At 74.3% G+C, this 20,826-nt stretch carries 21 protein-coding genes; 10 read left to right on the top strand and 11 right to left on the bottom strand.

Annotated elements, in window-relative coordinates:
* Positions 1-38: 38 nt before the first annotated feature.
* From B5P21_RS13870 to B5P21_RS13860, 3 genes are all read right to left on the bottom strand, one after another.
* Positions 39-1,352 (bottom strand): M1 family metallopeptidase, encoded by a 1,314-nt coding sequence (locus B5P21_RS13870; RefSeq protein WP_045530139.1) that lies wholly within the window; start codon positions 1,350-1,352, stop codon positions 39-41.
* Complete coding sequence (locus B5P21_RS13865) at positions 1,349-5,425, bottom strand: Pls/PosA family non-ribosomal peptide synthetase (RefSeq protein WP_094171293.1); 4,077 nt, start codon at positions 5,423-5,425, stop codon at positions 1,349-1,351. The genes B5P21_RS13870 and B5P21_RS13865 overlap by 4 nt, the downstream gene beginning before the upstream one ends.
* A gap of 104 nt (positions 5,426-5,529) precedes the next feature.
* Positions 5,530-5,898, bottom strand: a complete 369-nt coding sequence (locus tag B5P21_RS13860) for a GntR family transcriptional regulator (protein WP_045526717.1) — start codon at positions 5,896-5,898, stop codon at positions 5,530-5,532.
* A 123-nt stretch (positions 5,899-6,021) separates the two neighbouring features.
* On the opposite strand from B5P21_RS13860, the gene B5P21_RS13855 reads away from it, so the two are divergent.
* A complete protein-coding gene (locus B5P21_RS13855; RefSeq protein ID WP_045526718.1) occupies positions 6,022-6,393 on the top strand; it encodes a hypothetical protein in 372 nt (123 codons plus the stop codon).
* Between the two features lie 9 nt (positions 6,394-6,402).
* Here B5P21_RS13855 and B5P21_RS13850 read toward each other — a convergent pair whose 3' ends face one another.
* Positions 6,403-6,840: an Lrp/AsnC family transcriptional regulator gene (locus B5P21_RS13850; RefSeq protein ID WP_011931848.1), complete on the bottom strand. Its 438-nt coding sequence runs from the start codon at positions 6,838-6,840 to the stop codon at positions 6,403-6,405.
* A 183-nt stretch (positions 6,841-7,023) separates the two neighbouring features.
* On the opposite strand from B5P21_RS13850, the gene ddaH reads away from it, so the two are divergent.
* Both ddaH and rocD read left to right on the top strand, forming a co-directional pair.
* On the top strand, positions 7,024-7,866 hold the full coding sequence (ddaH, locus tag B5P21_RS13845) for a dimethylargininase (protein ID WP_094171292.1): 843 nt from the start codon (positions 7,024-7,026) through the stop codon (positions 7,864-7,866).
* A gap of 20 nt (positions 7,867-7,886) precedes the next feature.
* Entirely contained in the window at positions 7,887-9,131 is a 1,245-nt protein-coding gene (gene rocD, locus B5P21_RS13840) for an ornithine--oxo-acid transaminase (protein WP_045526720.1), read from the top strand.
* Between the two features lie 31 nt (positions 9,132-9,162).
* Here rocD and B5P21_RS13835 read toward each other — a convergent pair whose 3' ends face one another.
* A complete protein-coding gene (locus B5P21_RS13835) occupies positions 9,163-10,182 on the bottom strand; it encodes an EamA family transporter (protein ID WP_236688782.1) in 1,020 nt (339 codons plus the stop codon).
* A gap of 47 nt (positions 10,183-10,229) precedes the next feature.
* Positions 10,230-10,721, bottom strand: coding sequence for a DUF6226 family protein (locus B5P21_RS13830; RefSeq protein WP_094171291.1), 492 nt, complete (start codon positions 10,719-10,721; stop codon positions 10,230-10,232).
* A gap of 118 nt (positions 10,722-10,839) precedes the next feature.
* Between B5P21_RS13830 and B5P21_RS13825 the strand changes: the two genes are divergently transcribed.
* A complete protein-coding gene (locus B5P21_RS13825) occupies positions 10,840-11,799 on the top strand; it encodes an IS481-like element IS1122 family transposase (RefSeq protein WP_045526244.1) in 960 nt (319 codons plus the stop codon).
* A gap of 13 nt (positions 11,800-11,812) precedes the next feature.
* On the opposite strand, the gene B5P21_RS13820 is transcribed toward B5P21_RS13825, so the two are convergent.
* Genes B5P21_RS13820 through B5P21_RS13810 form a run of 3 tightly spaced genes read right to left on the bottom strand, consistent with a single transcriptional unit; the run spans position 11,813 to position 14,336 of the window.
* Complete coding sequence (locus B5P21_RS13820) at positions 11,813-12,697, bottom strand: NAD-dependent epimerase/dehydratase family protein (protein ID WP_045526721.1); 885 nt, start codon at positions 12,695-12,697, stop codon at positions 11,813-11,815.
* Positions 12,694-13,104, bottom strand: coding sequence for a hypothetical protein (locus B5P21_RS13815; RefSeq protein WP_094171290.1), 411 nt, complete (start codon positions 13,102-13,104; stop codon positions 12,694-12,696). The genes B5P21_RS13820 and B5P21_RS13815 overlap by 4 nt, the downstream gene beginning before the upstream one ends.
* Positions 13,101-14,336, bottom strand: a complete 1,236-nt coding sequence (locus tag B5P21_RS13810) for a benzoate/H(+) symporter BenE family transporter (RefSeq protein ID WP_045526724.1) — start codon at positions 14,334-14,336, stop codon at positions 13,101-13,103. The genes B5P21_RS13815 and B5P21_RS13810 overlap by 4 nt, the downstream gene beginning before the upstream one ends.
* 260 nt (positions 14,337-14,596) lie before the next feature.
* On the opposite strand from B5P21_RS13810, the gene B5P21_RS13805 reads away from it, so the two are divergent.
* The 6 genes from B5P21_RS13805 to B5P21_RS13780 all read left to right on the top strand — a co-directional run bounded on the left by B5P21_RS13805 (position 14,597) and on the right by B5P21_RS13780 (position 19,700).
* On the top strand, positions 14,597-15,856 hold the full coding sequence (locus tag B5P21_RS13805; RefSeq protein ID WP_045526726.1) for a M23 family metallopeptidase: 1,260 nt from the start codon (positions 14,597-14,599) through the stop codon (positions 15,854-15,856).
* Positions 15,857-15,893: 37 nt separating this feature from the next.
* On the top strand, positions 15,894-16,628 hold the full coding sequence (locus B5P21_RS13800; protein WP_094171289.1) for an SGNH/GDSL hydrolase family protein: 735 nt from the start codon (positions 15,894-15,896) through the stop codon (positions 16,626-16,628).
* 163 nt (positions 16,629-16,791) lie between these two features.
* Positions 16,792-17,247: an SRPBCC family protein gene (locus tag B5P21_RS13795; RefSeq protein WP_043585183.1), complete on the top strand. Its 456-nt coding sequence runs from the start codon at positions 16,792-16,794 to the stop codon at positions 17,245-17,247.
* Positions 17,248-17,249: 2 nt separating this feature from the next.
* Complete coding sequence (locus B5P21_RS13790) at positions 17,250-17,486, top strand: hypothetical protein (protein WP_086521010.1); 237 nt, start codon at positions 17,250-17,252, stop codon at positions 17,484-17,486.
* 139 nt (positions 17,487-17,625) lie between these two features.
* Complete coding sequence (locus B5P21_RS13785; RefSeq protein ID WP_094171288.1) at positions 17,626-18,435, top strand: RDD family protein; 810 nt, start codon at positions 17,626-17,628, stop codon at positions 18,433-18,435.
* A gap of 188 nt (positions 18,436-18,623) precedes the next feature.
* Entirely contained in the window at positions 18,624-19,700 is a 1,077-nt protein-coding gene (locus B5P21_RS13780; RefSeq protein ID WP_045526734.1) for an alkene reductase, read from the top strand.
* 64 nt (positions 19,701-19,764) lie between these two features.
* Here B5P21_RS13780 and B5P21_RS13775 read toward each other — a convergent pair whose 3' ends face one another.
* Both B5P21_RS13775 and B5P21_RS13770 read right to left on the bottom strand, forming a co-directional pair.
* Positions 19,765-20,121: a TIGR02611 family protein gene (locus B5P21_RS13775; protein ID WP_045526736.1), complete on the bottom strand. Its 357-nt coding sequence runs from the start codon at positions 20,119-20,121 to the stop codon at positions 19,765-19,767.
* Between the two features lie 91 nt (positions 20,122-20,212).
* Positions 20,213-20,812 (bottom strand): TetR/AcrR family transcriptional regulator, encoded by a 600-nt coding sequence (locus tag B5P21_RS13770; RefSeq protein WP_045526738.1) that lies wholly within the window; start codon positions 20,810-20,812, stop codon positions 20,213-20,215.
* Positions 20,813-20,826: the final 14 nt, after the last annotated feature.

Raw genomic sequence — 20,826 nt, 5'->3', positions numbered from 1 at the left:
CATGAGGACGATCTCCCGGATCGAAGAGGCGCGGAGCGTCAGCGCCGCCCCCGCCGCGGCAGCGCCGGCAGCGGCGCGTCCGCGAGCCAGGCGCGCAGCAGCGCGCCCGCGTCGCCGGCCGCGGACACGAGGTCGGCCGTGGTGCGTGGATCCGTCCACGCCGGATCCGTCCACCGCAGCAGCAGCTCCCGCCACGACGCGTCGCCGAGCGTCAGCCGCAGCGCGTGCACCGCGAGGGCGCCGCGCTTGTAGACGACGTCGTCGAACATCGACTCGGGCCCGGGATCGCCGATGGCCATCTGCGTGCCGTAGCGGTCGAGGCGCGCGTGGTGCTGGCGCGCGAGCTGGTCCGCGGTCGGCCCGCCGGACTCCTCCGACCACAGCCACTCGGCGTAGCAGGCGAAGCCCTCGTTGAGCCAGATGTGCTGCCACGACGCGAGGCCCACGGAGTTGCCGAACCACTGGTGGGCGAGCTCGTGGGCGACGAGCCGCTCGCATCCGCCCGTGCCGTCGGCGTGGTTCGCGCCGAGCACCGCCATGGCCTGCGCCTCGAGCGGGATCTCCAGCTCGTCGTCCGTCACCACGACCCGGTACTCGTCGAACGGGTACGGCCCGAACAGCGTCTCGAAGAACGCCATCATGCGCGGCACGAGCGCGAGGTCCTGCAGCACGCGGGCCTCGCGCGGCTTCGGGTACGCGAAGACGGCCTGGGTGGATCCGGCGGGCACGCGCTTCTCGGCGTACCGGCCGATCTGCACGGTCGCGAGGTACGGAGCCGTGGGCGCGTCCTGCTCGTACGTCCAGGTGGCGCGGCCCGAGCGCTCGAGCCGGGAGACGAGCCGGCCGCTCGCGATCACGGAGTAGTCGACCTCGCACGCGACGCGGATCCGGAAGGCGGCCCGGTCGTCCGGCCGGTCGTTGCAGGGGAACCAGGTCGACGCGCCGCTCGGCTGCGACGCGACGAGCACGCCGTCGCCGAGCTCCTCCCAGCCGAGGTCGCCCCACACGGTGCGGCGGGGGCCCGGCTCGCCCGAGTAGGCGACGTCGACCGTGAAGGTGGTGCCCGCCGGGATGGGCGCGGCGGGCGTGACGACGAGCCGGCCGCCGCGCTGCACGTGGCGGGTCTCGCGGCGGCCGTCGACGCGCACGTCGCCCGCGCGGAGGCCCGTGAGGTCGAGCTCGAAGCGGGGGAGCGGCTCGCGCGCGACCGCGGTGATGACGGCGCGCGCCTTGAGGCGGTTGCGGGCGACGCGGTAGTCGAGGTCGAGGTCGTAGCGCTCGACCGCGAAGGCCGTGGATCCGACCTCGGGCGTGTACGCGTCGCCGGACGACGGACCTGCGGCGGCCCTCACCGGTGACCGGCGGTCGCGGTCGCGGCGGCGTCGGTCGGAGCGGGTGCGACGGCGGTCGCGTCGGCGCTCGCGGACGCCGCGGGCAGGTACCGGCCGAGCGTCACCTCGCGCCACGGGCCGATCGGGTTGCCGCTCCAGCGGCTCGCCTCGGGCACGAGCTCCCCGCGCATCACGAGGCTCGCGGGGCCCACGGTCGCCTGCGGGCCGATGCGCGCCGCGGGGAGGATGACGCTGTGCGGCCCGAGGGTCGCACCGGCGTCGAGGGTGACGGTGTCCATGCTCATGATCCGATCATGGAACAGATGCGTCTGCACGACGCACCCGCGGTTGACGGTCGAAGCGTCCCCCAGCGTCACCAGATCCGCCTCGGGTAGCCAGTGCGAGTCGCACCACACGCCGGATCCGATGCGCGCGCCGAGGCTGCGCAGCCACCACACGAGCGCGGGCGTGCCGGCCGCGGACGACGCGAACCAGGGCGCGGCGACCATCTCGGTGAACACGTCCGAGACCTCGCTGCGCCACACGAACGACGACCACAGCGGGTGCTCCTCGGCGCGGATGCGGCCGATGAGGATCCACTTCGCCGCCGTCGAGATCGCCGCGGCCACCGCGCCGGCCACGAGCAGCACCACGCCGCCGAGCAGGAACGCGACGAGCGGGCCCCACGCCTCGGTGATCGCGGCGAGCGCCACCAGCACGGCCAGGCCGATGGCGCAGGTCACGAACACGGGCACGACGCGCAGCAGCTCCCACAGGATGCGGGCCACGCGCAGCCGGGTCGGCGGCCGGAACGTGCGGGAGTCGTCCGAGGCGGCGACCGTGCGCCGGAGCCGCACGGGCGGGGAGCCGAGCCAGGAGGATCCGGCCTTCGACTTCGTGGGCGCCGCCGAGAGCACGGCGACCAGGCCGTCCTTCGGCACCCTGTGGCCGGGTCCCGCCATGCCGGAGTTGCCGAGGAACGCGCGCTGGCCGATCTCGGCGCGGGCGACGCGCATCCACCCGCCGCCCAGCTCGTAGCCGGCCACGAGCGTGTCGTCGGCGAGGAAGGCGCCGTCGCGGATCGTGGTCATCGCGGGGATGAGGAGCACGGTCGACGCCTCCACGTCCTTGCCGACGCGCGCGCCGAGCAGCCGCAGCCAGACGGGCGTGAAGAGGCCCGCGTAGAGCGGGAAGAGCACGGTGCGGGCGAGGTCGAGCAGGCGCTCGGTGGTCCAGAGCTGCCAGCCGACGCGGCTGCGCACGGCGTGGATGCCCTCGGTGACGCCGAGTCCGAGGAGGCGCACGGATCCGACCACGAGCAGCGCGAGCACGATCCCGGTCACGAGCACCGCGGGCACGAGCGCGCCGAGGCCGCGCCACCACGCGTCGCCGAGGTCGGCGGATCCGCGGATCGCCGCCGCGAGGATCCCGCCGCCCGCGACGAACGCCACCACGGGGACGAGCGCGGTCGCGACCGAGGCGGCGCCGTACGCCGCGACCCAGCGCGTGTTGCGCGGCGGCCGGTGGTCGGGCCACCACACGCGCGCCTTGCCCTCGCGCGCGGCGGGGGATCCGGCCCAGCGCTGGCCCGACGGCACGCGGCCGAACACGGCCGAGCCCGGCGCGATCTCCGCGCCCTTGCCGATGCGCGTGCCCGGCAGGAGCGTCGAGCGCGTGCCGACGGTGGATCCCGCGCCGATGCGCACCGCGCCGACGCGCACGGTGTCGCCGTCGATCCAGTACCCGGAGAGGTCGACCTCGGGCTCGACCGAGGCGCCCCGGCCGATGCGCAGCATGCCCGTGACGGGCGGCAGCGTGTGCAGGTCGACGTCGTCGGCGATGCGCGCGCCGAGCGCCCGCGCGTAGTAGGTGATCCACGGCGCGCCCGCGAGCCCGACCGCGCCGATCTGCTGCGCGATCTGCTCGGCCAGCCAGAGCCGCAGGTGCCAGCGGCCGCCGCGCGGGTGGTCGCCGGGCTCGAGGCCGCGGAGGAGCAGGCGCGCGGCGACCGCGGAGATCGCCATGCGGCCGAACGGCGTCGCGAAGAGCAGGAGGCCGGGGACGAGCAGCCACCACGAGACGTCGGGCAGCGCGTCGAACCCGCCGAGCGGGCGGAGCAGCGCGCTCGCGGTGAGCAGCAGCGCGAGCCAGCGGAGGCTCTGCAGCGCCAGGAGGGGCGCGCCGAGGAGCGTCTGGATCCACTGCGTGCGACGCGGCGTGGGCGTCACGTCCACCTGCGGTCCGCTGCGCTCCGCCCGCGGCGCGCGCCCGGCGATGGCGGCGTGCATGGCGCCGAGGCGCGGGTGGGCGTAGACGTCGGCGACCGTGCACTCGGGGTCGATGGTGCGGATCCGGGCCACGAGCTGGGCGGCCGACAGGGATCCGCCGCCGAGGTCGAAGAAGTTCGCGTCGGCGCTCGCGACGGGCGTGCCGAGCGCGGCCGACCACATCTCCGCGAGCGGGCGCAGCTCGGCGTCGAGGTCGGCGCCGTCGTCGCCCGCGGCACCCGGCAGCGGCCAGGGGAGCGCGGCCTTGTCGACCTTGCCGGAGGTGCGCGTGGGCAGCGACTCGACGACGCCGATGAGCGGGACGAGCGCGGCCGGCAGGGCGACGCGGAGGCGCTGCACGGCGTCCTCGCGCGAGAAGGTCGCGGGATCCCGCGGCACGAGGTAGCCGACGAGCACCGGGTTGCCCGCGCCCGTCGTCTGCACGGCGACGGCCGCGCCCTGCACGTCGTCGAGGCCCTGGAGCGCCGCCTCGATCTCGCCCAGCTCGATGCGCCGGCCGCCGACCTTCACCTGGTCGTCGGCGCGGCCCTGGAAGACGAGGCCCTCCGCCTCGAAGCGCACGAGGTCGCCCGAGCGGTAGGCGCGGTCCCAGCCGAGCGCGGGGAAGGGGGCGTACTTCTCGGCGTCCTTGGCGGGATCCAGGTAGCGGGCCAGCCCGACGCCGCCGATGATCAGCTCTCCCACGCCGCCCTCGGGCACGCGCGCGCCCTCCGGGTCGACGACCGCGAGGGTCCAGCCGTCGAGCGGCAGGCCGATGCGGACGGGGCCGGGACCGCCGAGCGGCGCCGCGCACGCGACGACGGTGGCCTCGGTGGGCCCGTACGTGTTCCAGACCTCGCGGCCGTCGGTCGCGAGGCGCTGGCCGAGCTCGGGCGGGCAGGCCTCGCCGCCGAAGATGAGCAGCCGCACGTTCTCGAGCGACTCCGCGGGCCACAGCGCCGCGAGCGTCGGCACGGTGGACACGATCGTCACGCCGTGCGTCGTGAGCCACGGCCCGAGGTCCATGCCGCTGCGGACGAGGCTGCGCGGCGCCGGCACGAGGCACGCGCCGTGGCGCCAGGCGAGCCACATCTCCTCGCAACTGGCGTCGAACGCGACCGACAGGCCCGCGAGCACGCGGTCGCCGGGGCCGATCGGCTCCTCCTGCAGGAAGAGGCGCGCCTCGGCGTCGACGAAGGCCGCGGCCGAGCGGTGCGAGACGGCGACGCCCTTGGGGGTGCCCGTGGATCCCGAGGTGAAGATGATCCAGGCGTCGTCCTCCGGCGCGGGCGGCGCGACGAGGGGGAGCGCGGAGGTGGAGGCGTGCGCGGCGGCGGCGGGGAGGATCCGGAGCGCGGCGGTCTCGGCGGTCTCGGCAGCGGTGGCTTCGGCCGCGTCCGCGACGCGCGGCGTGTACTCGCCGGTGCCCGTGACGACGCCCGCGACGCGCGCCTCGCCGAACACGAGCCGCGCGCGCTCGTCGGGGTCGTCCGCGTCCACCGGCACGTAGGCGGCGCCGGCCGCGAGCACGCCGAGCACGGTGACGTAGAGGTCGCGGGATCCCGACGGCATGCGTATCCCGACCCGGTCGCCCTTGCCGACCCCCGCCTCCCGCAGCGATGCGGCGACCTGCACCACGCGCGCCATGAGCTCGCGGTAGCTGAGCGCGCCGTCGCCGTCCTGGATGGCGGACGCGTCGGGGTGCGCGGCGACCGTCGCCCGGAGCACGTCGACGAGCGTGCGCGGCGGCGTGACGGCGTCGGCCCGGTCGAGCACGCGCTGGGCGTCGTCGTGCGGCGTCGCCGCCTCCGGGGAGGACTCGGGCATGTGGTCTCCGTTCGGATCGTGCGGCGTGCGTACTGTCGGGCCTCCGGGTGAACGGGAGGTGGAATCGCGGCGACCCGGCGTCGCCGCCGAGCTCGCGGGATCCGTCATCCGGCCGCGAGCGCCTCGTCCACCAGGCGCCGCGCGTCGTCGTCGGCCACGCCCAGCCGGCCCGCGAGCTGCGCGTACGCGACGGCCGCCTCCCGGAGCGCGGCGGGGACGTCGTCCCGCGCGGCGACGAACGACCCGGCGCGGCCGCGCGTCTCGATCACCCCGTCGGCCTCGAGCTCCTTGTACGCGCGGGCCACCGTGTTGACGGCGACGCCCGCCTGCTCCGCCAGTGCGCGCACGGTCGGCAGCCGCGCGCCGACGGGCAGCTCGCCGTCGGCGGCCCGGCGCGCGACCTCCGCGCGGAGCTGCTCGTAGGGCGGGGTCGGGGAGCCCGGGTCGATGCGGTAGCCGGGCGCGGGATCCATGCGCCGAGGCTAGCGATCCGGGGGTGGCCGGCGGGCGCGACATGCACGGCGGTGCGCGCGGGGGATGCCCGCGGCGGGGCAGGATGGGAGGGCGGCGCACCGGCCGCCGACGGGAGGATCCGCATGTCCGAGCTCGAGCTGATCACGATGTGGTCGCGCGCCCGCAAGCAGATGATCACGAGCCAGCTCGGCCCGATCTTCCTGCTCACCTCCACGGTGGTCCTGCTCCGCACGGGCCTCGCCGACGCCGACCTCGGCACGCGCCTCGCGGCCGCGCTCATCCTCCTCGCGACGGGCGTGCTCGGATCCGCCGTCCAGTTCTCCGTCAACTCGCAGGCCATCGCCATCGCCCGCGACCTCCGCGACCAGGGCGCGACCTCGCACGCGGGCCGCGCGGTCGTGGCCTCCGAGGGCATCACGAACCTGATCCGCTACGCGATCCCGGCCCTCTTCGTCGTCATCTACGTCGTCATCCTGGTGGCGCTGTTCTCCTAGCGCCCGTCGCTACTCGAGCGTGCGGTTCACCAGCCGGCTGAGCACGATCGCGCTCCGCGTGTGGTCGACGTTCGGGGCCAGGCGCACCTTCTCGAGGGCGTCCTCGAGGCTCGGGATGTCGCGCGAGCGGATCCGGACGATGGCGTCGGCGTCGCCCGTGACGGTGCCCGCGTCCACGACCTCGGGCACGCCCTGGAGGATCCGGCGGAGCTCGTCGGGCGCGACCGTCCCGCGGCAGAACAGCTCCACGTAGGCCTCGGTGCTGAGGCCGTCGACCGCGGGGTCGACCTGGATGGTGAAGCCGCGGATCACGCCGTCGGCCACCAGCCGGTCGACGCGCCGCTTCACCGCGCTGGCCGAGAGGCCCACCGTCCCGCCGATGTCGCCGTAGCCCGCGCGGCCGTTCTGGCGGAGGAGGTCGATGATCCGGTGGTCCAGGTTGTCCATGCGCCGAGCCTATGGCGGGATCGTGCGCGAGGAGGGGCTCTCACGCGCGGGATCCGCGTCGCACCCCCTCGAACGCGCGCGATGCGCCTGCCAGGCTGTCCGGAAGGCGTCCCCTCGGGGCTCTGGGACATCGTCCGCCTCCACGACCGCGCCACCCGGCGCGCCGCACGAAGCAGGAGCACCATGCCCTCCACCCTCTCCCGATCCGCGGACACGACCGCCGGCCGCACGCCCGTCGCGAAGCGCGTGCTCATGTGCCGGCCGGACCACTTCGACGTGGTCTACAAGATCAACCCGTGGATGGACCCCGCCGTCCCGACCGACACGTCGCTCGCCGTCCGCCAGTGGCAGACCCTCTACGACACGTACGTGGGCCTCGGCTTCCAGGTCGACCTCATCGACGGCGTCGCCGGCCTGCCCGACATGGTCTACGCGGCCAACGGCGGCTTCACGCTCGACGGCATCGCGTACGGCGCGGCCTTCCCGCACGCCGAGCGCCAGCCCGAGGGCCCCGCGTACATGGACTGGTTCCGCGAGGCGGGCTTCGACGTGCGCGTGCCGGAGGAGGTCAACGAGGGCGAGGGCGACATCCTGCTCGTCGGCGACACGATCTTCGCCGGCACCGGATTCCGCAGCGACAGCACCAGCCACGCCGAGGTGGCCCGGATCTTCGACCGCGAGGTCGTGACCCTCCGCCTCGTCAACCCGTCGTTCTACCACCTGGACACCGCGATCGCGGTGCTCGACGACACCAACATCGCCTACCTCCCGAGCGCCTTCGACGCCGCGAGCCTCGACGAGATCGAGCGCCGCTTCCCCGACGCCGTCGAGGTGAGCGAGCAGGACGCCTCGATCCTCGGCCTCAACTCCTACAGCGACGGCCTCCACGTCGTGATCGCCGAGAAGGCGGTCGGCTTCGAGGCGTCGCTGCGCGAGCGCGGGTACGAGCCGATCGGCGTCGACCTCTCCGAGCTGCTGCTCGGCGGCGGCGGCGTGAAGTGCTGCACGCTCGAGCTGCGACAGTGACGATCAGGACGGATGAGGACATGACCGACACCATCGACCGCCCCGCCGCGTCCGACGCGGGATCCCGCGCGATCCACGCCGAGGAGGCGCACGCCGCGCACAACTACCACCCGCTGCCCGTCGTGGTCGCGTCCGGACAGGGCGCGTGGGTCACCGACCTCGACGGCCGGCGCCTGCTCGACTGCCTCGCCGCCTACTCGGCCGTGAACTTCGGGCACTCGCACCCGGACCTCGTGCGGGCCGCGACCGAGCAGCTCGGGCGGATCACGCTCACGAGCCGCGCGTTCCACAACGACAAGCTGGGCCCGTTCGTCACGGCGCTCGCGGAGCTCGCCGGCAAGGACATGGTCCTGCCGATGAACACGGGCGCGGAGGCCGTGGAGTCGGGGATCAAGGTCGCGCGCGCGTGGGGCTACCGCGTGAAGGGCGTGGCCGCTGGGCGCGCGAAGATCATCGTCATGGCCGGGAACTTCCACGGCCGCACCACCACCATCGTGAGCTTCAGCGACGACGAGGAGGCGCGCGCCGACTTCGGGCCGTTCACGCCCGGGTTCGTCACGGTGCCGTACGGCGACGCCGCCGCGCTCGAGGCCGCGATCGACGAGGACACGGTCGCCGTGCTCGTGGAGCCGATCCAGGGCGAGGCCGGCATCGTCGTGCCACCCGAGGGCTACCTCGCCGACGTGCGGCGGATCTGCACGCGCGAGAGGGTGCTGATGATCGCCGACGAGATCCAGTCGGGCCTCGGCCGCACGGGCGCGACCTTCGAGTGCGACAACTCGGACGTCGTGCCGGACCTCTACCTCCTCGGCAAGGCGCTCGGCGGCGGCATCGTGCCCGTCTCCGCGGTCGTCGGCGACGCGGACGTCCTCGGCGTCATCCAGCCGGGGCAGCACGGGTCCACGTTCGGCGGCAACCCGCTCGCCGCCGCCGTCGGCCACGCGGTCGTGGACATGCTCGCGACGGGCGAGCCGCAGGAGCGCGCGCGTCGCCTCGGCGCCGTGCTGCACGCGCGGCTCGCGGATCTCGTGGGCCACGGCGTGCTCGAGGTGCGCGGCCGCGGCCTCTGGGCGGGCATCGACATCGACCCCGCGCTCGCCACGGGCCGCGCGGTGTGCGAGCGGCTGGCCGAGCGCGGCGTGCTCGCGAAGGACACGCACGGCTCGACGATCCGCCTCGCGCCGCCCATCGTGGTGGAGGAGGAGGACCTCGTCTGGGCCGTCGACCAGCTCGCCGAGGTGCTCATGGAGCTCGGGGCGCGCTGACCCGCGTCCGTGCGAACCGCGCCCGGCCGCCCTACGACGCGGCCGGGCGCGATCGCGTCCGGGGGCCGCGCGGCGCACGGGGCGCGGCGGGCGCGCGCGTGGCGATGGCGACCCCCGCGGCCACGCACACCACGACGATCGCGCCGAGCTGCACGGGCGACAGCGTCTCGCGCAGCACGATCACGCCGAGGATCGCCGCGACCACCGGGCTGAGGCTCGTGAGCACGGCGAACAGGCGCGGGCTGATGCGGCGGAGGATCACGGTGTCGAGCGAGTACGGCACGGCGGACGACAGCAGGCCGATCGCGACGAGCAGGCCGACGATCCGCCCGTCGATCGCGTCGACGTCGAGCGTGACGAGCGCCCACGGCATCAGCACGACGAGGCTCACGATGCTGGCGACCGCGATCCCCTGGAAGCCCGGCAGCCGCTCGGCCACCCGCCGCGTGAACACGATGTAGCCGGCCCAGGTGACCGCCGCGGTCGCGCCGCAGACGAGGCCGAACGCGTCGATCCGGCCCTCGAGCCCGGTGAGCACGACGACGCCCGCGGCCGCGACGAGCGCGCACGCCGCGTCGAGCAGCCGGCGTGACGCGAGCAGCGCGATCGACAGCGGGCCCAGGAACTCGATGGTCGCGGCGATGCCGAGGCCGAGCCGGTCGACGGCCGCGTAGTAGGACAGGTTCATCAGCGAGAGCGCGAGTCCGAGCATCACGGCGGGCACGAGCTGCGCGCGCGTCATGCGGTGGATCCGCGGTCGCGCCACCGGCAGCACGAGCGCCGCCATCATGACCTGCCGCGCGGCGACGACCAGGACGGGGCCGACCGCGGGGATCACGAGCCCGGCGAGCGACGACCCGTAGCTGACGCTGACGATGGTGCCGACCTGCAACGCGGCGCCCGCGGCGGTGGTGCGGGCGCTCGGCGCATCCGGCGCGGCGGCGGCGGATCCGGTCGCGTCGACGACAGCGGCCTCGACGCCGGCCGGGGTGGTGCCGGGCGCGGATCCCGGGAGCGCGCCCGCGGGGTCGGCGGGCTCCCCGGGGCTCATCACCTCGCGAGCGTACCGACGCGGGGGCGCGGCGACCGCGCGGCGGATCAGTGGACGAGCTCGCCGAACGGCTCGGGCGGCGGCGGCAGCTGGCCCGCGGCCAGGAGGACCGCCTCCTCGAGGGAGTCGGCCACGTCCTCCCACCGGTCGTCGCACGCGTCGCAGCCGCAGGGCGGGAACGCCTCGGCCATCCGCCGGCCGCTGTGCAGCAGCACGCCGGGGAACGACGTCCATTCGAGCTCGAGCGTCCGGCCGGTCCCGTCGCGCGGCACGAGGCGGACCGAGCGCACGGCGTCCGGATGCGGATCCGCCAGCATCGGGTCCGCGCCCTCCACGGTCGTCACCTCGTGCGTCGCGGCGAGGTGCGCGACGAGCGCGTCGGCGACCGCGTGCAGCGGCGCGAACCGCTCAGGGTGCGACGTGCGCGAGCACGCGTCCTCGGGCGGGCCGTCGGCCACACCCCAGCGCGACCCGTAGGGCACGCCGTCGTCGGCGATCGCGGGCGCCGCGTCGCTCACGGGGCGGACGTAGGCGGGCATGGCGCGGGCGGATCCGCCTAGCTGTACCCGGCCATGACGTTGGTGACACTTCGGGGCGTGTGAGGAGGCCTCCTGGCTTGATGGAGCTGTCTAGTTCTGCCACTGCCAGGAGGCCTCGATGTCCCACGCTAATGCTCGTCTGACGGTTCACGGGAGGGTTCTCCTCGTGCGGCGGGTGGTCGAGGATCGTCGGCCGGTCTCGCATGTCGCGCGCGAACTCGGTGTGTCGCGTCAGTGCGCGCATCGGTGGGTGAATCGGTTCCGGTCCGAGGGCTTCGAAGGCTTGTCGGACCGGTCCTCGAGGCCGAGACGGGTGCCGACGAGGACGAGCCCGGAACGAGAACGAGCCGTCGTGGAAGCGAGGACCCGATTGCGATCAGGTCCTGCCCGGTTGGCGCCGGTGACCGGTGTTCCAGCCCGCACGATCTCCCGCATCCTGCGGCGGCACGGGGCACCGCCGTTGGCATGGTTGGACCCCGTCACCGGGGCCGTGATCCGGGCATCCCGGTCGACGGCAAACCGGTACGAGCATGAGCATCCCGGCGACCTGATCCACGTCGACGTGAAGAAGCTCGGCCGGATCCCGGACGGCGGCGGCTGGCGGGCGCATGGCCGCAGCGAACAGGTTCGTGGTCGTGGGATCGGGTTCGATTACGTCCACGCCGTGGTCGATGACCACACCCGCCTCGCCTACGCGGAGATCCACCCGGACGAGAAGGGCGTGACCGCGGCAGGGTTCCTGACCCGGGCCGCGGCGTACTTCGCCGAGCACGGCATCACCCGCATCGAACGGGTCCTGACGGACAACGCGTTCGCCTACCGGCACTCGGCCGCGTTCCAGAACGCGGTCACGCAGCTCGGTGCGAGGCAGAAGTTCATCCGCCCGCACTGCCCCTGGCAGAACGGCAAGGTCGAACGCTTCAACCGCACCCTCGCGACCGAGTGGGCCTACCGGCAACCCTTCACCAGCAACCAAGCCAGAACCGACGCCCTTGATCCGTGGATCCAGCACTACAACACTGAACGAATCCACTCGAGCCACGGGCTGACGCCCGCGGCCCGAGTGTCACCAACGTGATGACTCAGTACACCTAGCGCGGCAGCGCGTTCCCGTCCGCGTCGAGGTGGTCGCGCCAGCTCCGCGTCGGCTCCCAGCCGAGGAGGCGGCGGGCCTTCGCGGTCGAGATGCCCGAGGAGTCCACCCGCTCGATCGCCCGCAGCTCGATGGCGTCGCCGTAGTGCCGGCGCAGCTCCGCGGCGAAGTCGTGCCCGCCCGCGTTGTCGGCGGCCGCGATGTAGAACACCTCGTGGCCGGGCAGGTCGGAGGCGACCGACAGCACGATCGCGTCGGCCAGGTCGTCCGCGTCGATGTAGCTCCAGAGGTTCGCCGTGAGCACGGACGCGTCGCGCACCTGCTTCCCGAGGTTCGACGCGTAGTTCTCGTCGTTGTGCACGGTGCTCGGGCGGAGCGAGATCACGCGGATGTCGGAGCGGCGCACGGCCGCGTCCATCAGCTGCTCGCCGAAGGCCTTGGAGAGCGCGTACGGATCCTGCGGGCGGAGCGGGTGCTCCTCGTCCACGGGCGCGTAGTCGGGCAGGAACGGCCGCTCGGGGAAGAAGTTGCCGACGATGCTCTCGCTCGAGATGTTGACGAAGCGCGGCACCCCGAAGCGCACGGCGGCCTCGATCATGTGGAACGTCGACATGAGGTTCGTCTGCAGCACGACGTGCGCGGGGTTGCCGGTGGGCTGCGGGATCGCCGCGACGTGGACGACGGCGTCCGTGCCGGCGACGAGCGCGAACGCGGATCCGGCGTCGGTGAGGTCGGCCATCACGTAGCGGCCCGGCACGACGACGCCGGCGTCGAAGACGGGGCGCACGAGGTCGACGCCCGTGACGTCGTGGCCAGCGGCGACGAGCGCCTCGACGGCGGCGCGGCCGACCTTGCCGCGGGATCCGGTGACGAGGACCTTCATGAGCCGACCCCCGCCTGGCCCTCGGGCGCCTTCATCACGACGGGCACGAACGGGTCGTCCTCGAGCCGCTCGGCGAACCACGTCTCGTCGACGTACCCCTCCGACCACAGCTTCAGCGGCGTCGCGACCGTGGGCGTGAACAGCTCCCACCGGGTCCAGAGGCGCGCCTCCTCGGTCATCATGCGGCCGACCTCGCGGGTCCAGCGCACGACGACGTGGTCGGCGGGCAGCAGGCGCTCGAACGCGGCCTGCGCCTCGGCGAGGCGGGCGGACCTCGTGCCGTCGCCCGACACCTGCTCGGCGCTCAGGGCGAGCACCAGCGTCCAGGTCGTGCTCTGCAGCTCGGGGTCGCGGGGCGCGACGGCGGCGTCGGCTCCCGTCGATGCGGGGGTGGTGTCGTGGCTCATGCGGCGTCGCGCTCCTCGTGTCGATCGAGTCTGTCACGCGGGGTCGCGCGCGTCCGGAGCGCGAGGTGCACGAGCACGCCGACGACGAGCGCGCAGAACGCGGCGCCCAGGCCGCCGACCGTGATCCCGGAGGCCGCCACCACGAACGTCGCGATCGCGGGCAGGTGCGCCCCCGGCTCCCGCATCGCGGACGCCAGGCTCGACGCGAGCGACGGCGCGAGCGCGAGCCCGGCAGCGGCCGCGACGACGCCGGCCGGACCCGCCACGATCACGGCCGCGAGCGCCGCCGACGCCAGCCCGAGCACGAGGTTGGTCCACCCGGCCGTGCTCGCCGCGCGCCAGCGCTCGTCGGGATCCGGATGCGCCGAGGGCGCCGCGGAGAGCGCGGCCGACAGCGCCGCGAGGTTCACGGCGTGCCCGCCGAACGGGGCGCTCACGAGCGTGGCCGCCGCGGTCGTCGTCATCGCGGCCCGCCATGGCGTCTCGTAGCCGAAGCTCGCGAGCACCGCGACGCCCGGCAGGTTCTGCGACGCCATGGTCACGACGAACAGCGGGACCCCGAGCGCCACGGCCGCCGCGACGGTGAAGACGGGCGCCGTCAGCTCGATGCGCGGCACGAGGTGCGCGAGGTCGAGCGACGATCCGGGTGCCGGCCCCGCGACCGCGAGCGTGAACCCGACCACCGCGAGCGCGGCGGCCAGCGCGGTCGGGGCCGCCCAGCGCGGGGCGAAGCGGGCGGCGGCGAGCCACGCGAGGACCACGGGCAGCACGACGAGCGGCGTGGCGACCGCGCCCGTCACGGTCGCGACGCAGAGGGGGAGGAGCACGCCCGCGAGCATCGCCGCGGCCACGCTCGCGGGGATGAGGCGCACGAGCCGGCCGAGCAGCGGCCAGAGCGCGGTCGCGAGCACGAGGATCCCGCACACGAGGAAGGCGCCGACCGCCGCGGCCCAGCCGCCCTCGACGGCACCCGATCCGATGAGCAGCGCCGCCCCGGGCGTCGACCAGGCAAGCGTGATCGGCCGGCGGAAGCGGTGCGCGAGGAGCACGGTGCCGAGGCCCTGCGTGACGCAGAGCGCGAGCAGCCCGGATGCGGCCTGGGACGGGGACGCCCCCACCGCGGTGAGGCCGGTGAGCACGACGGCCGACGTGCCGGCGAACCCGACGACGGCGGTGACGATCCCGGCTCCGCGCGCCTGCGCCCGACCTCCGGGCGCCTCGATGGCCGTCATGCGCGCTCCCGACCGGACGCCGGTCGTCCTGTCGCCCGATCCTACGGTCGGCTTGGTGCCGGTCCATCATCGTCCAGCGGATCTCCTCATCTGCGGAAATAGAAGGGAATGGTGTTGTCCGCGCGTATTTCGGTTACCGTCGAAAGGTCCGCTCTCCACCGACCTCGACGAGGCCCGCCATCTCCCGCTCCGCACGCACCTCCCGCCCCGCCGTCCGGCGCCCGCGGAACGCGACCGCGCCGCGCGTCCGACTGGCCGCCGTGCTCGCCGCATCCGGCCTCCTGCTCGGCCTCGGCGTGCCGTCCGCGCAGGCCGCGGAGGAGTACCCCACCTGGTCGGAGGTGCAGGCCGCGCGCTCGAGCGAGCAGGCCACCGCCGACCAGGTCACGCGCATCACCTCCCTCATCTCCGGCCTCTCCGCCGAGGTCGAGGCCGCCACCGCCCTCGCGCTCCAGCGCGCCGACGAGCACGCCGCCGCGGTGGACGCGCTCGACGAGGCGACCGGTGAGCTCGAGGCCCTCGAGTCCAAGGCCGCCCGGGCCCAGGCCGACGCCGACGAGGCGAAGCGCCAGGTCGGCCAGCTCGTCGCCCAGCTCGCCCGCAGCGGAGGCGGCGGCGACGTCTCGCTCCGCCTCTTCACGAGCGGCGGCGAGGACGCCGACGCCCTCCTCGCCCGCATGGGCACCGCGACCAAGCTCGCCGACCGCCAGGACACCGCGTTCACCGCCGCCGTCACCTCGGCCCGCACGGCCGCGTCGCTCGGCAAGCAGGCCTCCGTCGCGAAGGAGGCGCTCGCCGCACTGGCCGCCGACGCCGAGGCCAAGCTGCAGGAGGCGTCCGCGGCGCAGGCCCGCGCGGATCAGGCCCTCGCCGAGCAGGAGGCCCGGAGCTCGGAGCTCCAGGCGCAGCTCACCACGCTCCGCGACTCCCGCATCTCCGTCGAGGAGGGCTTCGCGATCGGCGAGCGGAAGCGCCAGGAGGCCGCGGCCGCCGAGGCCCGCCGCCAGGCCGACGCCCGCGCGGCGGCCGCAGCCGCTGCCGCCGCCGCGAACGCCGCGGCGCGTCCGCCGGCCAACGCGCCGCGCCCGCCGTCGTCGGGCGGCCAGCCGTCCGCATCCGGCTGGACCATGCCCATCCGCAGCTACGGCTCGTACCAGTCCTACGGAATGCGCCTCCACCCCATCGCGAAGGTCTGGCGCCTGCACGCGGGCGACGACTTCGGCGCCGGCTGCGGCACCCCGATCTACGCGACCGCGTCCGGCACCGTGCAGTTCGCCGGGGCGTCGAGCGGCTTCGGCAACGCGATCACGCTGAACCACGGCGGCGGCGTCACGAGCGTCTACGGGCACCTGTACTCCTCCGGCGTGATGGTCCGCACCGGCCAGAGCGTGCAGGCGGGCCAGCAGATCGGCGCGGTCGGCAATGCGGGGTACAGCACCGGCTGCCACCTCCACTTCGAGATCCGGCAGGGCGGCGTCGCCACCTCGCCCATGCCCTTCCTCCGCAACCGCGGCGTCTGACCCCGCTGAGCGCGTCGATGTCCGGGGGGTGCGACGCATGACGGGACGCGTCAGGCGGTTCGCGCAGGCCGTGGCCCGGCCGGCGATCTTCGTGCAGTACGTGGCCCTGCGCACCGGCCTCCAGGGCATGGTCTTCCCGCGCGACGCGGCGTCCGGCGTCGTGCCGGGCGACTTCCCGCAGCGCGTGCTCGTCATCGGGGAGGCGACGGCCGTCGGCATGGGCGTCCTCTCGCACGAGCTCGGCATGGCCGGCCACTTCTCCCGCCAGCTGGCCCGTCGCACGGGCCGCGGCGTGGAGTGGGCCACGCGCCCCTTCTCCGACCTCACGATCCACACCGCCTCGGGCACGGTCCGCGACCGGGCGCTCCTCGAGGGCATCGACGTGGTGCTCCTGATGGTGGGCGTGGGCGACAGCATCCGCCTCACGCCGCAGCGCGTGTGGCGGAGGCTGCTGTGCGCGGCCATCGAGGACCTGACGCGGGGGCTGCCGGAGGGCGCGCGCGTGCTCATCCCCGAGGTCCCGCCGCTGAACGAGAGCGTCGGGATCCCCGTGGCCTGGCGCGCGATCGCCGCCCGGCACGCGCGGCTGCTCAACCGGATCACGGCCGAGATCGTCGCGTCCCGCCCCGAGGTTGACGCCGTCCCGTTCCCCGGCGAGAGCGTCATGGACCTGGGCGAACCGGACGCCGCGCAGGCCTCCCGGGTCTACGCGTCCTGGTCGCGCGCCTTCGTCCACCGGATGCTCGGCCCCTCCCGCGCCGTCGAGGCGTGACCCGAGGTTGACCGTTCCCTGTGCATTCCTCGGGTGCCGGATACCCGGCGGGGCCCGGGCGTAGCGTCGGAGACGTGCCCGCGCCGGTGTCCACATCGGCGCCCGGGCTCCCGGATCGCACGAATATCCGACCCCACGCACCGAATCCGAACGAGGAGAAGCAATGCCCCGAGTAATCGAGACCGTCGACGTCAACGTCCCCGTCAGCACCGCCTACAACCAGTGGACCCAGTTCGAGTCGTTCCCGAACTTCCTCAGCTACGTGGAGTCGATCACGCAGGTCACCGACACGCTCACCGAGTGGAAGGTCAAGATCGGCGGCATCGAGCGCACCTTCGAGGCCAACATCACCGAGCAGCACCCCGACGAGCGCGTCGCCTGGAACTCCACGGGGGGCGACGAGGACCACGCCGGTGTCGTCACGTTCCACAAGCTCAGCGACACCGAGACCCGCGTCACCGTCCAGCTGGACTGGGAGGCCAAGGGCCTCGTCGAGAAGGTCGGCGCCGCGATCGGCGTCGACGACCACGTCATCAAGGCCGACCTCAAGAACTTCAAGGAGTTCATCGAGAAGCGCGGCTCCGAGGACGGCGCCTGGCGCGGGGACGTCCAGGCCTGATCATGGACACCTCCGAGATCGTCTGGAACCAGGAGGCGCGCGACAAGATCCTCACGGACAGCGACCGCGTGCTCCAGGAGGCCGTGCTCACCGCGGCGAAGGAGCTCGAGGGCGAGGACTGGGAGACCGTGTACCAGCGCCTGTTCGAGCAGCTGAAGGACCGGTTCATCGACTTCGAGCCGGGACCGGACCTCCGCAAGTACGCCGAGGCCGTCTCCCGCGGGGAGATCCAGGGCTGACGCGAGCGTCATCTGCACGACCAGCACGACCGGGAGGGCCCGGCATCCGCGAGGGTGCCGGGCCCTCCTCGCTGCCGTTTCCCCACCTGCTGGATACTCTGGATCCGCGCCGCGGGGCGCGACGAGCAGGGGAGACGCGATGAGCGACGCGCACGACGACGGGCGGCCGGACGCAGGGCAGGGGCGGCCGCGGGAGCAGGGCGGGGCGGCGGATCCGCAGGACGCGACGGCGTACGGGCCCGCGTCCCCCGCGACCGACGACGGGCATCCGGAACCCGCGTACCCGGCCGGGTCCTTCCCCGGCGCCGCGTACCCCGGCGGCCCGTACCCCGTCGGTCCCTACCCGGCCATGCACCCGGGCGCGGTCCCGCCGCCGGGCTCCGGCATGGTCCTCGTCCCGCACGCGATGCGCCCCCTCCCGGAGCACATCGACCCGGGCTGGCGGCTCGCCGGCGTGGGGCGGCGCGCGGCCGGGCGGATCCTCGACCAAGTGGTCTTCGGCCTCGTCGGCGGGGTCTCCGCGGGCGCCTTCATCGTCCCGCTGCAGGGCATCGCCCGGCAGTGCATCTACGACCAGCAGCTGTTCGGCCAGGCGGCCGAGGATGTCATGGACACCTACTTCGGCGGTGCCGTGCTGGGCCTCTTCATCAGCCTGCTCGCGTACCTCCTCATCGCCACCTGGTGGCTCGGCTGGAAGGGTTCGACGCCGGGCAAGGCCATGGTCGGGATCCGCGTCCAGCGCTTCTCGGAGCCCGGCATGCTCGGCTTCGGCCGGGCGCTCCTGCGCGGCGTGGTGCAGAACGCGTTCGCCCTCGGCTGGCTGTTCACCATCTGGCTGCCGTACGCGTCCGTCGGCTGGGACCCGCGGCACCTGCTCCGCGGCTGGCACGACCTGGCCGCCGACGACGTCGTGCTCGCGCGCCGCACCGAGGCTCCCGCGTCGTACTGAGCGGATCGCGGCGCGCCCGGCGGGCGGGCAGCCTGACGAGCGCCTGGGAGAAGCGCGCCCCGAGGAATGGCCCTCCGGTCGGCCGGGTTCGTGCCAGGGCGGTCCGCTGGGGCCGCTGGCCCCGCCGCCCTCCCGACGCGATCCGTCGCGGTGCGCGCTGGCCACCCGCGAGACGAAGGATCCACCACGTGAAGCTGTTCTCCCCCGTCGCCCTCGGCGCCCTTGAGCTCCCCAACCGCGTCGCCATGGCGCCCCTGACCCGCATGCGCGCCGACGAGCACGGCGTCCCCGGCGACCTGATCGTCGAGCACTACCGCCAGCGCGCGTCCACCGGCCTCATCGTCACCGAGGGCGTGTTCACCAGCGAGCGCAGCAAGGCGTACCCGGGCCAGCCCGGCATCGTGACGGACGAGCAGATCGCCGGCTGGCGCCGCGTCACCGACGCCGTGCACGAGGCCGACGGCCGCATCGTCATGCAGCTCATGCACGGCGGCCGCGTCTCGCACGAGGACATCACGGGCGGCCTGCCGCTGCTCGCGCCGAGCGCCATCGCGATCCAGGGCGAGGTGCACGTGCCCACCGGCAAGAAGCCGTACCCCGTGCCGAGCGAGCCCGAGACCGACGAGGTCCCGCTCATCGTCGACGAGCTGACGGTCGCGGCGCGCAACGCGGTCGACGCCGGGTTCGACGGCGTCGAGATCCACTCGGCCAACGGCTACCTGCTGCACGAGTTCCTCTCGCCCGTCTCGAACGTGCGCACCGACGCCTACGGCGGATCGCCCGAGAACCGCGCGAAGCTCGGCATCGACGTGGCGCACGCGGTCTCCCGCGAGATCGGCGCCGAGCGCGTCGGCATCCGCATCTCGCCGTCGCACAACATCCAGGACGTGCTCGAGGAGGACGCCGACGAGACGCGCGCCACCTACGAGGCGCTGCTGTCCGGCATCGCGCCGCTCGGCCTCGCGTACGTGAGCATCCTGCACGCGGAGCCCGCGGGCGAGCTCGTGCAGGGCCTCCGGAAGACGTTCGGCGGCCCGCTCATGATCAACAGCGGCTTCGGCGTGCAGACCGAGTACGACGAGGCCGTCCAGCTCGTCGACGAGGGCACGGCCGACGTCGTGGCCGTGGGCCGCATGGTCATCGCGAACCCCGACCTCGTCGAGCGCTGGGAGTCCGGCGCGCCCACGAACGAGCCGAACCCGGCCACGTTCTACGGCCCCGGCGCCGAGGGGTACACCGACTACCCGGCGCTCGCCGCGAGCTGATCCGCGCCCGGTGACATGACGAGAGCGGCCGTCCCGAGGGGCGGCCGCTCTCGTCGTCCCGCGGTCAACGGGTGGTGCGGGCCGCGCGGCGCTCGGCTCGGGAGGCGCGCCAGCGGCGCCAGGCGTCCCAGAAGCGGCGCAGCTGGCGCTTGAGGAACACGTTCACGCGGTGGGCGGCGGGGAACTCGGTGCCGAGCACGGCGATCCCGAGGAAGACGATGAGCCAGCCGGGGCCGGGCAGCGGGATGAGCACGACGCCGACGAGGACGATGCCGACGCCGAGCATCCCCACGAGGATCCGGTACAGCCAGCGGGCCTTCGGGTGCAGCTCGATCCAGGCCCGGCAGCGACGCAGGAACCGCCGGAGCGGATGCGCGTGGCTGGAGCCCGCCTCGTACTCGCGGGTCAGGGTGTCGGACATGGGTCAACGCTACGGGCGGGTCCCGGGCGCCGTCTCCCTCATCCGGGGAATCCGCAGGATGCCGGGACGGATGCACAGGGGAGCGGCGGCGTCAGCGCCCGGCCGGCGCGATGATCCTCCGGGCCGCCTCCACGACGGCCGCCCGGTCCGCGGCGCGCGCCCGGGGCGAGTCCTGGTGCATCGCCGGGTACGGCGACTGCACCCACGCCTGCGCGAGCGCGAACAGCATCGTGAGGAGGCGCTGCGGATCCCACGACGGGTCGATGTGCCCCTCCTCCTGCCCGCGGCGGACCGCCTGCACCTTGGCCGACGGCGACGTCGCGCTGTGCGGCACGTCGAGCTCCAGGCCGTCGAGCCGGGCCCACGCGAGCATGCGGCGGTGCTGCGGGTGCTCGTACGCGTGGTCGAAGAGCTGGCCGACGAAGCCGGGGAGGTCGGCGGGATCCAGCGTCACGGCGGAGAAGAACTCGATGCCGTTGAGCTTCAGCACCGCGTGGAACAGCGACTCCTTGTCGGTGAAGTGCGCGTACAGCCGCTCCTTGCTCGCGCGTCCCGAGCGGGCGATGCGGTCGACGCGCGCGCCCGCCAGCCCGTGGGCGGCGAACTCCTCGCGCGCGGCGAGGAGGATGCGGTGCCGGACGTCGTCCTGCTTCTCGTCGGTGGATCGGGCGGACCCCGTCGTCTCTGCCATGTGAACAGCGTATG

The sequence above is a fragment of the Clavibacter michiganensis subsp. insidiosus genome (genome assembly GCF_002240565.1).
In the GTDB taxonomy this organism is placed as follows: Bacteria; Actinomycetota; Actinomycetes; order Actinomycetales; family Microbacteriaceae; genus Clavibacter; species Clavibacter insidiosus.
The sequence above is the reverse complement of the archived record's forward strand: the minus strand, read 5'-3'. Positions and strand labels throughout refer to the sequence as shown.